This window comes from Variovorax sp. UMC13, from assembly GCF_014170375.1.
Lineage (GTDB): Bacteria > Pseudomonadota > Gammaproteobacteria > Burkholderiales > Burkholderiaceae_C > Variovorax.
Window position 1 is genome coordinate 420,878 of the sequence record NZ_LZZW01000003.1, and the last position, 12,325, is coordinate 433,202.

At 70.5% G+C, this 12,325-nt stretch carries 12 protein-coding genes; 5 read left to right on the forward strand and 7 right to left on the reverse strand.

What is annotated here, in order from left to right; all coding sequences use genetic code 11:
- Positions 1–36 precede the first annotated feature (36 nt).
- The 3 genes from A9977_RS02725 to A9977_RS02735 form a co-directional block, all read right to left on the reverse strand.
- On the reverse strand, positions 37–411 hold the full coding sequence (locus tag A9977_RS02725; protein WP_183023317.1) for an STAS domain-containing protein: 375 nt from the start codon (positions 409–411) through the stop codon (positions 37–39).
- Positions 412–417: 6 nt separating this feature from the next.
- On the reverse strand, positions 418–1,263 hold the full coding sequence (locus tag A9977_RS02730) for an STAS domain-containing protein (RefSeq protein ID WP_183023318.1): 846 nt from the start codon (positions 1,261–1,263) through the stop codon (positions 418–420).
- A gap of 373 nt (positions 1,264–1,636) precedes the next feature.
- Positions 1,637–2,539: a LysR family transcriptional regulator gene (locus A9977_RS02735; protein ID WP_183023319.1), complete on the reverse strand. Its 903-nt coding sequence runs from the start codon at positions 2,537–2,539 to the stop codon at positions 1,637–1,639.
- A gap of 407 nt (positions 2,540–2,946) precedes the next feature.
- Here A9977_RS02735 and A9977_RS02740 point away from each other — a divergent pair, with 407 nt between their 5' ends.
- From A9977_RS02740 to A9977_RS02755, 4 genes are read left to right on the forward strand one after another with little or no spacing between them, the layout of a single operon-like run.
- Entirely contained in the window at positions 2,947–4,137 is a 1,191-nt protein-coding gene (locus A9977_RS02740) for an acyl-CoA dehydrogenase family protein (protein ID WP_183023320.1), read from the forward strand.
- Positions 4,138–4,159: 22 nt separating this feature from the next.
- A complete protein-coding gene (locus A9977_RS02745) occupies positions 4,160–5,146 on the forward strand; it encodes an acyl-CoA dehydrogenase family protein (protein ID WP_183023321.1) in 987 nt (328 codons plus the stop codon).
- 3 nt (positions 5,147–5,149) lie between these two features.
- On the forward strand, positions 5,150–6,331 hold the full coding sequence (locus A9977_RS02750) for a CaiB/BaiF CoA-transferase family protein (RefSeq protein ID WP_183023322.1): 1,182 nt from the start codon (positions 5,150–5,152) through the stop codon (positions 6,329–6,331).
- A complete protein-coding gene (locus A9977_RS02755) occupies positions 6,322–7,311 on the forward strand; it encodes a tripartite tricarboxylate transporter substrate binding protein (RefSeq protein ID WP_183023323.1) in 990 nt (329 codons plus the stop codon). Before A9977_RS02750 ends, A9977_RS02755 begins: the two co-directional genes overlap by 10 nt.
- Before the next feature lie 21 nt (positions 7,312–7,332).
- Here A9977_RS02755 and A9977_RS02760 read toward each other — a convergent pair whose 3' ends face one another.
- Positions 7,333–7,956: an FMN-binding negative transcriptional regulator gene (locus A9977_RS02760; protein ID WP_183023324.1), complete on the reverse strand. Its 624-nt coding sequence runs from the start codon at positions 7,954–7,956 to the stop codon at positions 7,333–7,335.
- 112 nt (positions 7,957–8,068) lie between these two features.
- Here A9977_RS02760 and A9977_RS02765 point away from each other — a divergent pair, with 112 nt between their 5' ends.
- Positions 8,069–9,541: a PLP-dependent aminotransferase family protein gene (locus A9977_RS02765; RefSeq protein ID WP_183023325.1), complete on the forward strand. Its 1,473-nt coding sequence runs from the start codon at positions 8,069–8,071 to the stop codon at positions 9,539–9,541.
- A gap of 112 nt (positions 9,542–9,653) precedes the next feature.
- Here A9977_RS02765 and A9977_RS02770 read toward each other — a convergent pair whose 3' ends face one another.
- The 3 genes from A9977_RS02770 to A9977_RS02780 all read right to left on the reverse strand — a co-directional run bounded on the left by A9977_RS02770 (position 9,654) and on the right by A9977_RS02780 (position 12,319).
- Positions 9,654–10,625, reverse strand: a complete 972-nt coding sequence (locus A9977_RS02770) for an asparaginase (protein WP_183023326.1) — start codon at positions 10,623–10,625, stop codon at positions 9,654–9,656.
- The gene (locus A9977_RS02775; RefSeq protein ID WP_183023327.1) at positions 10,622–11,404 is read right to left on the reverse strand and encodes an aspartate/glutamate racemase family protein; all 783 of its coding nucleotides are present in this window, start codon (positions 11,402–11,404) and stop codon (positions 10,622–10,624) included. Before A9977_RS02775 ends, A9977_RS02770 begins: the two co-directional genes overlap by 4 nt.
- A gap of 102 nt (positions 11,405–11,506) precedes the next feature.
- Positions 11,507–12,319, reverse strand: a complete 813-nt coding sequence (locus tag A9977_RS02780; RefSeq protein WP_183023328.1) for a helix-turn-helix transcriptional regulator — start codon at positions 12,317–12,319, stop codon at positions 11,507–11,509.
- Between the last annotated feature and the right edge of the window lie 6 nt (positions 12,320–12,325).

Below are 12,325 nucleotides of genomic sequence, written 5' to 3' on the forward strand. Positions count from 1 at the left end.
GACGCAGACGGTGCCACGCGGCACCGACCGGAAGACTCAGCGGCCAAGAGAGGCCTCCCGGCGCGAGCGCTCGAGAAGCTGGACGCCGCGCTCCACGTTCAGCGCGGTGCGCACGCCCTCGAGCGACAGGCCGAGTTCGACCAGCGTGATGGCCACCGCCGGCTGCATGCCGACGACCACCGTGGTCGCCGAGAGGATGCGCGCGATGCCCGAAATGCTGGCCAGCATGCGGCCGACGAAGGAGTCGACGATCTCCAGCGCCGAGATGTCGATCAGCACGCCGCTCGCGCCGGTCTTGGCGATCTTCTCGGCCAGGTCTTCCTGCAGCATCATGGCCGTCTGGTCCTGCATGTCGACCTGGATGGTCACCAGCAGCACGCTGCCCATGCGCAGAATTGGAATGCGTTCCATCCCGGGTCAACCTTCGCGCGTGATGCGCCAGCCGTTCTTCTGCAGCGCCATCGACAGGGCATCCGCCAGCGTCGCCTTGGTCGTGATGCCCTGCAGGTCGATGCCGAGGTGGACGATGGTCTGCGCGATCTGGGGGCGGATGCCGCTGATGATGCAGTCGGCGCCCATCAGGCGGATGGCGCTGACGGTCTTCAGCAGATGCTGCGCGACCAGGGTGTCGACGGTCGGCACGCCGGTGATGTCGATGATGGCCAGGCCCGATTCGGTCTCGGCGATCTTCTGCAGCAGCGTCTCCATCACGATCTGGGTGCGGTTGCTGTCGAGCACACCGATCATCGGGACCGCGAGCACGCCTTCCCACAGCTTGATCACGGGCGTCGAGAGTTCGAGCAGTTCCTCCTGCTGGCGCTTGATGATGTCTTCGCGCGCCTGCTGGAAGGTGGACACCGTGTACTGCGCGATCTGGTCAACCAGCGTGGTCGTGGCCCAGATGGCCTCGATCAGGCTGGCGGGGTCGGCGCCCAGGTCCTGCTGCAGCGCCGTGAACAGGGGCTTCTTCAGCGCGAGGATGAACAGGCTGGTGTCGGCGGCCGATTGGCCCCGGGCCGCGCGCGAGCCCGACAGCGACTCCAGCACATGCCGCAGGTCGCTCCATTCGGGGCCGCGGAAGGACGCGGGGTCGGCCTGCGCCGCGAGCGCCTGGCGCAGGGCCTCCACGATCCCGTTCGCCTCCGCATCCATCGCCCGCCGGGCGCCGGCCTCCTTGACCTCCGTTTCATCGATCCAGCGCTCGATGATCTTTCCCCCGGCCGCGTCGAGTGCCGAAAGGATGGCTGCGTGTTCCCTCTTCATATGTACCTGCGCGTTCTGCTTCTGTGATAGCCAAATTGGCACGGATAGAAAAAGTGTCAACAGATTCTAGGCAGATTGCAGGTCCGCACGAGCGGCCGGCGAAGAACATTTGAGACGCCCTCTCCCGGACGCGGTCCCGGCGCGGCCGGCGCAACGCAAGCTTCTGGGTCTTCGTGGACCCCGACCTGCTCTGGTTGGCATGGGGCCTCCACACGCGGGCCTGGGCGCTCATCGCCCTGCCGGTGGGCTGGCGGCACTGAATGTGCGTGGCGTGGTCAAGACGGAAGGGCCTCGATGAGCGCGGGTCGCATTCGGGCCCGGATGCCGGTGGGAAGGAGCGGTGGATTTGCGGGATTGTCCGGGCCGGGTGTCTTCACCGCCCGTCGTGCTCGAACACCCGCGCCGCCACCTGCCGGAAGTGCCTGGCGGCGGCGCTCTCCATCGCGGGGTGGTAGACCAGCGCGAGGCCCGTCTGGGCCGAGGCCGGCAGGTCGGCGATGCGCCGGTAGGCAATGTTCTTGCTCTGGAAGCGCTGCATGATCGACGGCACCAGGGCCACGCCCAGCCCGCTCTCGACCAGCGACAGCACCGTCTGGATCTGCACGGCTTCCTGCGTGATCCGGGGCACGAAGCCGGCGCCCTGGCAGACCAGCATCGCGGCTGCACGCAGGCCCAGCGCCTGCCCGCTGGCATACATGACGAAGGGTTCCCGGGCCAGCGACGCCAGGCTCAGTTCGGCCTGCGCGGCCAGGGCGTTGGCGCGCGGCAGCGCGACGATGAACGCGTCGCGTTCCAGGGGCAGCAGGCTGGCGCTGGTGCCCAGCAGCAGCGGCGTGCGGACCAGGCCCACGTCGAGTTCGCCGCCGTCGATGCCCTCGAGGATGCGGGTGGAGGTGAGTTCGCGCAGGCCCAGTTCGACGCCCGGATACTCCGCGCGAAAGAGGGGCAGCAGGCGCTGCAGCATGCCGTAGCTCGCGGAGCCGACGAAGCCCACCTGCAGGCTGCCGCCCGTGCCCTCGGAGGCGCTCCTGGCCGCGTCCGACAACTGCGTGCCGTGGAAGAGCATGCGCCTGGCCTCGGGCAGCGCGGCCAGGCCGCTGGGCGTGAGCGTGACGCCGCTGGGCGAGCGCACGAACAGGCGCGCGCCCAGCTCGGCTTCGAGTTTCTGGATCGACACCGAGAGCGGCGGCTGCGCCATGTGCAGCTTCTCTGCCGCGCGGCGGAAATTGAGCGTCTCGGCCAGGACGACGAAGTGACGGATGCGGCGAAGGTCCATGGGGTGAGGAAGAGGTCGGCGCAAGGATATGTGGACGCGCAGTGTCCCCTGACCGGCCTGCGGCCCGAAAGGCGGGACGAAGCCTGGCATCGGCGTCCGCTGCAGCGCGTTGGCGGTACCCGGCGCGATGCCGGCGAAAGACATCGCCGCCGCGTATGGGTCGTGTAATTGCGATATCGAATCCGATGGTATCGATACCTGTATCGAATGTCTTCTTCGGGAAAGTACCCGGTCATCCGTATCGATAGACGCACCCGCGGTCCTCATCGCTTTTCGGTATCGGGAAAACGCAAACTTATATTGGACGCGACGAGGCATCCGCTTCTATTCTCCGCGGCTCCTTCCTACCGCTTGTGCCATCCGATGCCGTCCGTCCACACCGCTCCCTGCCCGCTGCAGTCCATCGCATGACGGGGCTGCTCGACAACCTGGCGCCCGCGCTGCTGCCGGCGCATGCCGAGCGCTTCCGCGACGAGGTGCGCGCCTTCCTCGCGAGCGAACTCCCGCCGGCCTCCGCGGACCTTCGTGCACGCTCGTGGATGGGCTACGACGCGGCATTCAGCCGCCGGCTGGCCGCGCGCGGCTGGGTCGGCGTGACACTGCCGGCCGAGTACGGCGGCGCGGCCATGGATGCCTTCTCCCGCTTTGTGCTGGTGGAGGAACTGCTGGCCTGCGGTGCGCCGGTTTCGGCCCACTGGATCGCCGACCGGCAGAGCGGTCCGCTGATCCTGCGCTACGGCACCGAGGCCCAGCGCCGTTTCTACTTGCCGAAAATCTGTGCGGCGGAGGCCTTGTTCTGCATCGGCATGAGCGAGCCGAATGCCGGCTCGGACCTGGCCAGCGTCGGCACCCGTGCGACGCGCATCGAAGCGGATGCTGGCAACGGGGGCGGTGGCTGGCGGCTGCAGGGCCGCAAGATCTGGACGACCAACGCCGACCATTGCGATTACATGATCGCGCTGGTGCGCAGCGCGGGCAGCGCCGAGGACCGCCAGCGCGGCCTGTCCCAATTCATCATCGACCTGAAGCTGCCGGGCGTGACCGTGCGGCCCATCCGCGACCTGTCGGGCGACGCGCATTTCTCCGAGGTGTTCTTCGACGACGTCCGGCTCGCCGACGACGCACTCATCGGCCGCGAAGGGGCGGGTTGGGAGCAGGTCACGGCCGAGCTCGCGTTCGAACGCAGCGGGCCGGAGCGCCTGTATTCGAGCATCGTGCTGCTCGACCGCTGGATCCGTTGGCTCTCGGCGCAGGAGGCCGGGCAGGCGACGAACGCCGCGCAGCTCGCGACCGTCGGCCGGTTCGCGGCGCATCTGGCCACCTTGCGCCAACTCTCGATCGCCGTCACCGCCAAGCTCGCCGCGGGCGAGAGCCCGATCGTCGAGGCGGCCCTGGTCAAGGACATCGGGACCGAGTTCGAGCAGCAGATTCCCGCGGCCATCGAAGCAGCGCTGGGCGCGGACCCGGCGGCCGACGTCGATGCCGACCTGCTGCGGGCGGCCGCCTATCTCAGCCAGATCGCGCCGACCTTCTCGCTGCGTGGCGGCACGCGCGAGATCCTGCGCGGAATGATTGCGCGCGGCCTCGGCCTGCGCTGAAACGACGAAGGACGATCCCACGATGTTTGCCGAAGCCCTGGAAGCCATCCTGCGTGACCACGCGACGCCCGCGTCGGTGCGTGCCATCGAAGCCGGCGGCCCGCACGATGCGCCATGGCGCCTGATCGCCGATGCCGGCTTCCTGCGCCTGCTGGCGCGCGAGGAGGACGGCGGTGCCGCGCTGCCGATGGCCGAACTCTTTCCCGTGCTGGCGCTGCTCGGGCGCCATGCCGTGGCCTTGCCCGTGGGCCAGGCCATGCTGGCGCATGCGCTGCTGCCCGCGGAAGCCGTGCCCGCGGACCTCCTGACCCTGGCACCCGCGGTGCGGAACACGCCCGACGGCGGGCTGGCCTGCCCGGCGGTGCCGTATGGCCTGATCGCCGACCATGTGCTGGCCGACGATGGCGAGCGCCTGCTGCTGCTGGCATGCGAAGGCGCGGCCAGGACGGCCACGGCCGGCACCTACAGCCAGACGGCCAGCCTGCGGTGGCCGGCGTCCGCCGCACCGCGGCACTTCGCGCGCCGGGGCGATGCGCTGGCCTCGTTCGGCGCGGCGCTGCACGCCGCCTTGCTGGCCGGCGCGATGGGCCGGGTGTTCGACATGACGCTGGCCTTCGGCAACGACCGCGTGCAGTTCGGCAAGTCGATCGGCAAGTTCCAGGCCATCCAGCATCAGCTGGGCGTGATGGCCGAGCAGTGCGCGGCCGCCCGCATGGCCGCCGAATGCGCCTGGCGGGGGCCATCGAGGCCGACGCTGCTGCAGGCGGCCATCGCCAAGGCCCGCACCAGCGAGGCCGTGGGTCCTGTGGCATCGATCGCGCATGCCGTGCATGGTGCCATCGGCGTGACCGCGGAATACGACCTGCAGCTCTACACGCGGCGGCTCCACGAGTGGCGTGTCGCGCACGGCTCCGAAGACCACTGGCATCCGCTGATCGGGCGGGCCGTGCTCGATGCCGGCCGGCCCGTGTCCGAATTCGTGCGCGCCGTCGCGGCCGGGGGCGCCTGAGCCATGGCCGGACCGTTGCAGGGCGTGCGCGTGGTGGACCTCACCAACGTGCTGATGGGCCCCTTCGCCACGCAGATCCTGGGCGACATGGGCGCCGACGTGATCAAGATCGAATCGCCCGAGGGCGACACCGTGCGGCACCTGGGGCCGATGAAGAACCCGGGAATGAGCGCGGGCTTCCTGCACACCAACCGCAACAAGCGCAGCGTGGTGCTGGACCTCAAGCAGGCCGAAGGGCGCGGCGTGCTGCTCGACCTGATCAGGACCGCGGACGTCTTCGTGAGCAACGTGCGGCCGGCGGCGCTGGCGCGGCTGCGGCTCGATGCCGACCTGCTGCGCGCCGCCAAGCCCGACCTGATCCACCTGTCGCTCGTCGGCTATGGGAGCGACGGCCCCTATGCCGATCGCGCGGCCTACGACGACATGATCCAGGCCGTGTGCGCCATCCCCAGCCTGATCGCGCAGGTGGGCGACGGCGTGCCGCGCTATGTGCCGCTGGCCATCGTCGACCGGGTGGTGGGCCAGGCGGCCGCCACCGCGATCCTGGGGGCGCTGGTGCACCGCCTGCGCACGGGGCAGGGGCAGTCGGTGGAGGTCCCGATGTTCGAGACCATGGTGCCCTACGTGCTGAGCGAGCACATGTCCGGCCTGACCTACCAGCCACCGATCGCGCCGCCGGGCTATCCGCGGCTGCTCGCACCGTCGCGCCAGGCCTACCCGACGAGCGATGGCTTCGTGTGCGCGCTGCTCTACACCGACCGCCACTGGCGCGCCTTCTTCACGCTGATCGGCGAGCCCGGGCGCTTCGACGCCGATGCGCGGCTGGCATCGATCGCCGCGCGCACGCGCCACATCGGCGAGCTCTATGCCGAGGTCAGCGCCGCGCTGCGCCTGCGCGGTACGGCCTACTGGCTCGAGGCGCTCGCGAAGGCGGACATTCCGGTGATGCCGCTGCACACGCTGGCGTCGCTGATGGACGACCCGCACCTGCGCGCCGTCGGCTTCTTCCGCACGCTCGAGCACCCGAGCGAAGGACCGATCCACGACATGGCCCCGCTGGGGCGATGGTCGGCAACGCCCGCCGATCCCGTGCGTCCCGCGCCGACGCTGGGCCAGCACACCCAGGAGGTCCTGGCAGAGCTCGCGACCCCACCCCATAACCAGGAGACAAAACCATGCGCGTGATCCGATCCTTGACTGGCGCTGCGGCGCTCTGCATGGCGACAGCCATGCTGCCGCTGGCGCCCGCAGCCCACGCGGCCGACCCCTATCCGAACCGGCCCATCCGCATGGTGATCGGCTTCCCCGCGGGCGGGCCGACCGACGTCAATGCGCGGATGTTCGCGCAGGGCATGGCCGAGCAGCTCGGCCAGCCCATCGTGGTGGACAACAAGCCGGGTGCCGGCAGCAACCTGGCCTCCACCACGGTGCTGTCGGCCCCGGCGGACGGCTACACCATCCTCTACAACACCTCTTCGCTGGTGCTCGGCGCGATGCTCTACAGCTCGGCGAAGTTCGACCCGCTCAAGGACTTCGTCCCGGTGGTGCGCACCGCGGGCGTGCCGCTGGTCGTGGCCGTCAGCACCACGGTGCCGGCCAAGACCTTCGCCGAGTTCGTGGCGCTGACGAAGGCCAGCCCGGGCAAGTTGAACTATGCGTCCTCGGGCGCCGGCACCATCGACCACCTGGCGGCCGCGCTGCTGACCACGCAGCTCGACATCAGGATGGAACACGTGCCCTACAAGGGCACGGCGCCGGCGCTGGTCGACCTGGTATCGGGCAACACGCAGATGTTCACCACCACGCAGAACACGCTGCTGCCCTTCATCCACGACAAGCGCCTCGTGCCGCTGGCCATCGCCTCCCTGCAGCGCTCGCCGCTGATGCCCGAGGTGCCGACGGTGAGCGAGGCGGCCGGATTGCCCGGCTTCGAGATCACGGCCTGGAACGGCATCGTGGTGGCGGCCGGGACGCCGCCCGCGGTGGTGAGCCGGCTCAACGCGGCGGTCAATGCGGTGCTGAAGCAGAAGGACTTCGTCGCCCGGCTTCGCGCCACGGGCGCCGAACCCTACGGCGGCAGCGCGGAGGCCTATGGCGCCTACCTGAAGTCGGAGACGGCGCGCTGGAAGACGGTGGTGCAGCAGGCCGGCGTGACGCCGCAGTGAGGCCGCGGCCGCCGCCCGGCCTCAGGGCCGCGCCTGTTGCATCGCGGCGGCCAGTTCCCCCGCGCCGCGCTCGCCGAGCGAGCGGATGGCGCCGTCCAGGTCCCGCGCTTCCCGGTTCTGGCTGAGTTTCCGCTTGCATTCCAGGCGGGTGATCTCGATCTCGATCCCCACGATCGCGGCGAGCAGCTGATCGATGAAATCCGCGGGCGCGTCGCCCATCTTCCAGGGGGTCGCCTCCGTGGCTTCGTGGTGTCGGGTCAGGCGCGCGACGATGCCGCGCACGAAGCGCTGTTCATCGACCACGCGCAGCTTTCCATGCGCATGCACGACTTCGTAGTTCCAGGTCGGCACGAGCCGGTGCGTCTCGTGCTTGCTGGGATACCAGCTGGGCGAGATGTAGCCCTGGGCCGCGCGGAACACCACCATGACGTCCTGCCCGGCAGCGGCCTGCCACACGGGATTGGCGCGCGCCACGTGGCCCATCAGCGTGCCGTGCGGACCCCGGGCCGCATCCAGCTCGAAGGGCAGGTGGTCGGCATCCAGCCCCTGGGCAGTGTGGGTCACGAGCATGCCGAGGGGGTGCTCGGCCATGATCCGGCGTTGTTCCTCGACGTTCCGTTCGGTGAAGTGCGGAGGTTGGTACATGGTCTTTGCGTCGCATTCCGTGCAAGTGGGGTGCCCTCCAGTATGGCGAGAGGTGGCATGATTATTCGGGCCACTTCTCGCTTATTCCACAGGACCAGTGAAGGACCCGAGCATGCTTCTGCGCCAGGGCGGCCGTGGCCGCGCCCTCTACGACGAGATCAAGTCCGGCGTGCTGGACGGGACCTACGCCGCCGGCACCGCGCTCCCGTCCTCGCGGGCCTGTGCGGCGGAACGCGGGTTGTCGCGCTCCACCGTGTCGGGCGTCTACGAGCAGCTGGCGGCCGAGGGCTTCGTCGAGATGCGGCAAGGCGCCGGGACCCGCGTGGCCGCGGGCGCCGCGGCATCCGTGGCCGCAAGGCCGAAGGGCGCGAAGGGCCGTGCCCAGCGGCCATGCGTCGAGCCCGGGCTGTCGTCCATCGGCCGCCGGGTGGAGGCCCTGGCCCTGCCGGCGCGGTCCGTGCCGACGCCCGACACCGTGGATTTCGTCTACGGCCCCCTGTCGGGGCGCGACTTCCCGACCCTGGCCTGGGCCAAGGCCGCGCGGCAGGTCGAGCGGGAAAGGGCGCCGATGCTGGCGTACGAAGATCCGCAAGGGCATGAGGAGCTGCGCGCGGCGCTGCGGGTGCATCTGGCCCATGCGCGCGGCGTGTTCTGCGAGACCGATCAGCTGCTGGTCGTCAACGGGTCGCAACAGGCGCTGGACCTCTGCGCGCGGCTGCTGGTTGAACCGGGCGACACCGTGGCCGTCGAGAACCCCGGCTACCGCATGGCGCATCACGTGTTCGAGTGCGCCGGGGCGAGCCTGCAGGGCGTCGCGGTCGATCCGCAGGGGCTCATGCCGGACGACCTGGCGCGTGTGCCACAGGCGCGCCTGGTCTACGTGACGCCGACCCATCAGTTTCCCATGGGCGGACTCATGACCATCAGCCGGCGCAATGCCTTGCTCGACTGGGCCGCCGCGAAAGGCGCCTGGATCGTCGAGGACGATTACGACAGCGAGTACCGCCACGCGGCACGGCCCGAAGCCGCGTTGCAGGCGCTCGACGACCGCGGCCTGGTGATCTACGTCGGGACCTTCTCCAAGACCCTGTCGCCCCAGCTTCGCCTGGGCTACATGGTGCTGCCCCATCGGCTGGTGGCCGCCTTTGCGACGGCCAAGCGCATGGCCGACCGCCATGCCCCGAGCGCACCGCAGCGCACCCTGGCCAGGCTGCTGGAAAGCGGGGCCTACGACCGCCACCTCAGGCGATTGCGCCGGGCCCAGAAGGCCAGGCGGAGTGCGCTGCTGGCCGCCCTGGGCCGCCACCTGCCCGGCGAGGTGAGCGTGCATGGTGCCTCGAGCGGCCTGCATCTGGTCGTGGCCTTCGACCACCTGCCCGCCGCGCGCGAGGAGGAACTGGCGAGGCTGGCGCTGCTGGAGGGCGTCCAGACCTATCCCCTGGGGCGCTTCTACCTGCCGACGCCCCATGCGGCGATGCCCGGCCGGCCTGCCGCGCTCGTGCTGGGTTACGCCTCCCTGGAGCCCGCGAGGATGGAGCTCGGCGTCCAGCGCATCGCGCGGGCCTTGCACCGCCTGCTGCCGTGAGCCGTCCGAGGTGGCCCGTGATGATGGAACTGGCGTTGCGGCAGGGCCGCCTTTTCCGGAAGGCCCGGTCGATGCGGAATGCCACATCCCGCGCCGCAACCCCAGGCCGCGTTCACATCTCGCCGCAGAGATCCTGTCGCAGCCAGTGTTCGCAGGCGACGTCGTCCAGGCCCGCCGCCAGCAGCGCATGCAGCTTGCCGAGCGCCGCCTCGGCCGTCATGCCGCCACCATCGATCACACCGGCGTCGCGCAGGCGCCGGCTCGCTTCGTAGCTGTCCATGCGCACCCGGCCCTTGGGGCACTGGCTCACGGCCAGCAGCAGCACGCCGGCGCGTTGCGCGCGTGCCAGTGCGGCCATGAAGGCGGCATCGCCGGTGGGTGCGGTGCCACTGCCGTAGCAGGCCAGCACGCAGCCGGCGATGCCTGCCTGCGGCAGTGCGTCGAGCAGTTCGGGCGCAAAGCCGGGATGCAGCGTGAGCAGCGCCACGCGCTGCGGCTGCCAGCGCTGGCGCAGCGGCCAGGGCGCTGCCACGCGATCCGTTGGCGGGCCGGGGGCGCGCTCGGCGAAGGCATCGAAGCCGTCGCTGCGCCGCTTGCTGCAGCGCACCGCGCTCAGGGTACGGCCCGCGAAATGCAGCCGCACCCCCGCGGCGCCGGGCTCGCGCAGGGCGGCGATGGCACCGCGCAGGTTGGGCCAGGCATCGCTGTCGGGGTCATTGGCCGGAAGCATGCTGCCGGTGAACACGACCGGGATCGGCAGCCCCTGCAGCAGGAAGGCCATCGCCGCGGCGCTGTGGGCCAGGGTGTCGGTGCCGTGCAGCACCAGCACGCCGTCGCAACCGGCGTCGGCCAGCGCCAGGATCGCATCGGCCATCGCATGCCAGGTGGCGGGGGTGGCGTCGGCACTGTCGATGGGCGGCGCGAGCGTGGCGATCTGCCACTGCAAGGTCTCGCCATGCAGGGCCCGCAGGGTCGCGTGCAGGCTGTCGGCCAGAGCGGCCGACGGTGCCAGCGTGCCCGCGCGCGGCTGCATGCCGATGGTGCCGCCGGTGTAGAGCACGCCGAGGCTTGGCGCGGTGCTCATGGCGACGACGCGGCCGTCACGCCCGTGCGCTCGAGCAGGGCCTCGGCCACCAACTGGGTCACGTCGACCAGCCGCCCGTCGCCCGGCAGCTCGGCCACCAGCGGCAGTTCGGTGCAGGCCAGCAGCACGATCGGGGCCTCGATGCCCGCGAGCAGCGCGGCGAAGCGTTCACGCAGGCCCGGGTGCGCGGCACCGCGCCACTTGATGTCGTAGATGAGCTGGTGCAGCGCTTCGGTGGCCTCGGCGCCCAGCGGCTCGAAGTCGAAGCGCGCGCGCAGCGTGCGGTAGGGCGACCACTCGCCCAGTTCGGCCACCGGCCGCGCGCCCAGCAGGCACACGCGCTGCGCACCGATGCGCGCCAGGTGCGCGCCCACGACCTCGGTGAAGGACAGCAGCTGCGCGCGCAACGCCAGCCCATGCAGCCGGTCGGCGAACAGGTTGAGCGTGTTGCAGGCGATCGCGTAGACGGCGGCCCGGCCGTCGAGCGCCTGTGCGTCGGCCTTCAGCGCAGCCCAGACCTGTGCCTCGGTGCGCTCGAGTTCCATCGACAGGCCCAGCGCCGGGTCGGAGACGACGTGGACGGTGGGCGCATCGATGTCGCCGCGGAAGGCCGGGCCCAGGCGACGCCGGTTCTCCTGCAGCAGCTTGGTCCAGAGGTCGATGCCGGCCTCGGGGCCCGAGCCCGTGAGGATGCCGATGGCGGGGCGGTGTAGGGGCTCGGCAAGCGAGAGGTCGGTGGGGCCCGCCGCAGCGGTGCCCGGGGCGCAGGAAGAAGTCATGGGCAAATTCTCGAAGCCGGCCCTGGCCCGGGCAATTCCGCGACCCTGGCGCTTTCGCCGCGACCTGCCGCCGCCGCCGTCGCGAACTGATGCGCGCGCCGGTCAGCGCAGCTGGAACAGGCCCTGCTCGAGCTTGACCGCCTGCAGCTGTTCGCGGATGTCTGCGCCGATGGCCGGATCGTCCGCCCCGAACAGGCCCAGTTGCCGGTAGCAGCTCACGCGCCGGATCTCGGTGCCCAGGTAGTCCCACACCACGCGGCTGCAGCAGGGCGCGCGCTGGTCGTTCGAGGCCACGCCCAGCTTGAGCCCGTTGAGCCGCGTCACGCGGTTCTTGAAGCTGGGCGTGAGCACGGTCTGCGAGATCTCGTTGGAGGTCAGCGATTCGTAGTCGACCAGGAACAGCTTGCCCTGCAGGTCGAAGGCGGTGCCGATGTAGCGGCAGCGCACATGGTCGGCGGGTGCGTCGGCCCGCTGCAGGCGCTCGGTGCGTTCGTAGCCGAAATGGCCGGCGTCCGCGCGCAGGTGGACCAGCGAACGCAGGATGTGGCCGGGCGAGGACATCGAGTGGTAGTACTCGAAGTAGTAGCCCACATGGCGCGCCAGCCGCGATTCGGAGGACTGCGCGCGCAGGTGCTCGAGGTGCGCGAGCGGCGGCGACTTCGGCTGCGCCGCGGCGCCCCCGTCGCGGCGCACGCCGATCAGCTGCGCGAAGGCGGGCGCGGGCTGCGCGATCTCGAGCTCGTCGACGCCGAAGAAGTCGCAGATGCGCTTGAGGTTGTGGGCCGTCGGCACCGACTGGCCGCTCAAGTACTTGTTGAACTGCGCGCGGTTGATCTCGAGCCGCCGGCAGACGTCGGCGATCGAGCGGTAGTGGCTGCACAGCAGCTTGAGGTTGCCGGGGAAATACGCGTTCATGCACGG

Coding starts and splice junctions, on each gene's coding strand:
- A9977_RS02770 (WP_183023326.1), bottom strand. CDS start 10,625: ATGAGCACCGCGCCAAGCCTCGGCGTGCTCTACACCGGCGGCACCATC.
- A9977_RS02735 (WP_183023319.1), bottom strand. CDS start 2,539: ATGGACCTTCGCCGCATCCGTCACTTCGTCGTCCTGGCCGAGACGCTC.
- A9977_RS02725 (WP_183023317.1), bottom strand. CDS start 411: ATGGAACGCATTCCAATTCTGCGCATGGGCAGCGTGCTGCTGGTGACC.
- A9977_RS02760 (WP_183023324.1), bottom strand. CDS start 7,956: ATGTACCAACCTCCGCACTTCACCGAACGGAACGTCGAGGAACAACGC.
- A9977_RS02740 (WP_183023320.1), top strand. CDS start 2,947: ATGACGGGGCTGCTCGACAACCTGGCGCCCGCGCTGCTGCCGGCGCAT.
- A9977_RS02745 (WP_183023321.1), top strand. CDS start 4,160: ATGTTTGCCGAAGCCCTGGAAGCCATCCTGCGTGACCACGCGACGCCC.
- A9977_RS02730 (WP_183023318.1), bottom strand. CDS start 1,263: ATGAAGAGGGAACACGCAGCCATCCTTTCGGCACTCGACGCGGCCGGG.
- A9977_RS02765 (WP_183023325.1), top strand. CDS start 8,069: ATGCTTCTGCGCCAGGGCGGCCGTGGCCGCGCCCTCTACGACGAGATC.
- A9977_RS02755 (WP_183023323.1), top strand. CDS start 6,322: ATGCGCGTGATCCGATCCTTGACTGGCGCTGCGGCGCTCTGCATGGCG.
- A9977_RS02775 (WP_183023327.1), bottom strand. CDS start 11,404: ATGACTTCTTCCTGCGCCCCGGGCACCGCTGCGGCGGGCCCCACCGAC.
- A9977_RS02750 (WP_183023322.1), top strand. CDS start 5,150: ATGGCCGGACCGTTGCAGGGCGTGCGCGTGGTGGACCTCACCAACGTG.
- A9977_RS02780 (WP_183023328.1), bottom strand. CDS start 12,319: ATGAACGCGTATTTCCCCGGCAACCTCAAGCTGCTGTGCAGCCACTAC.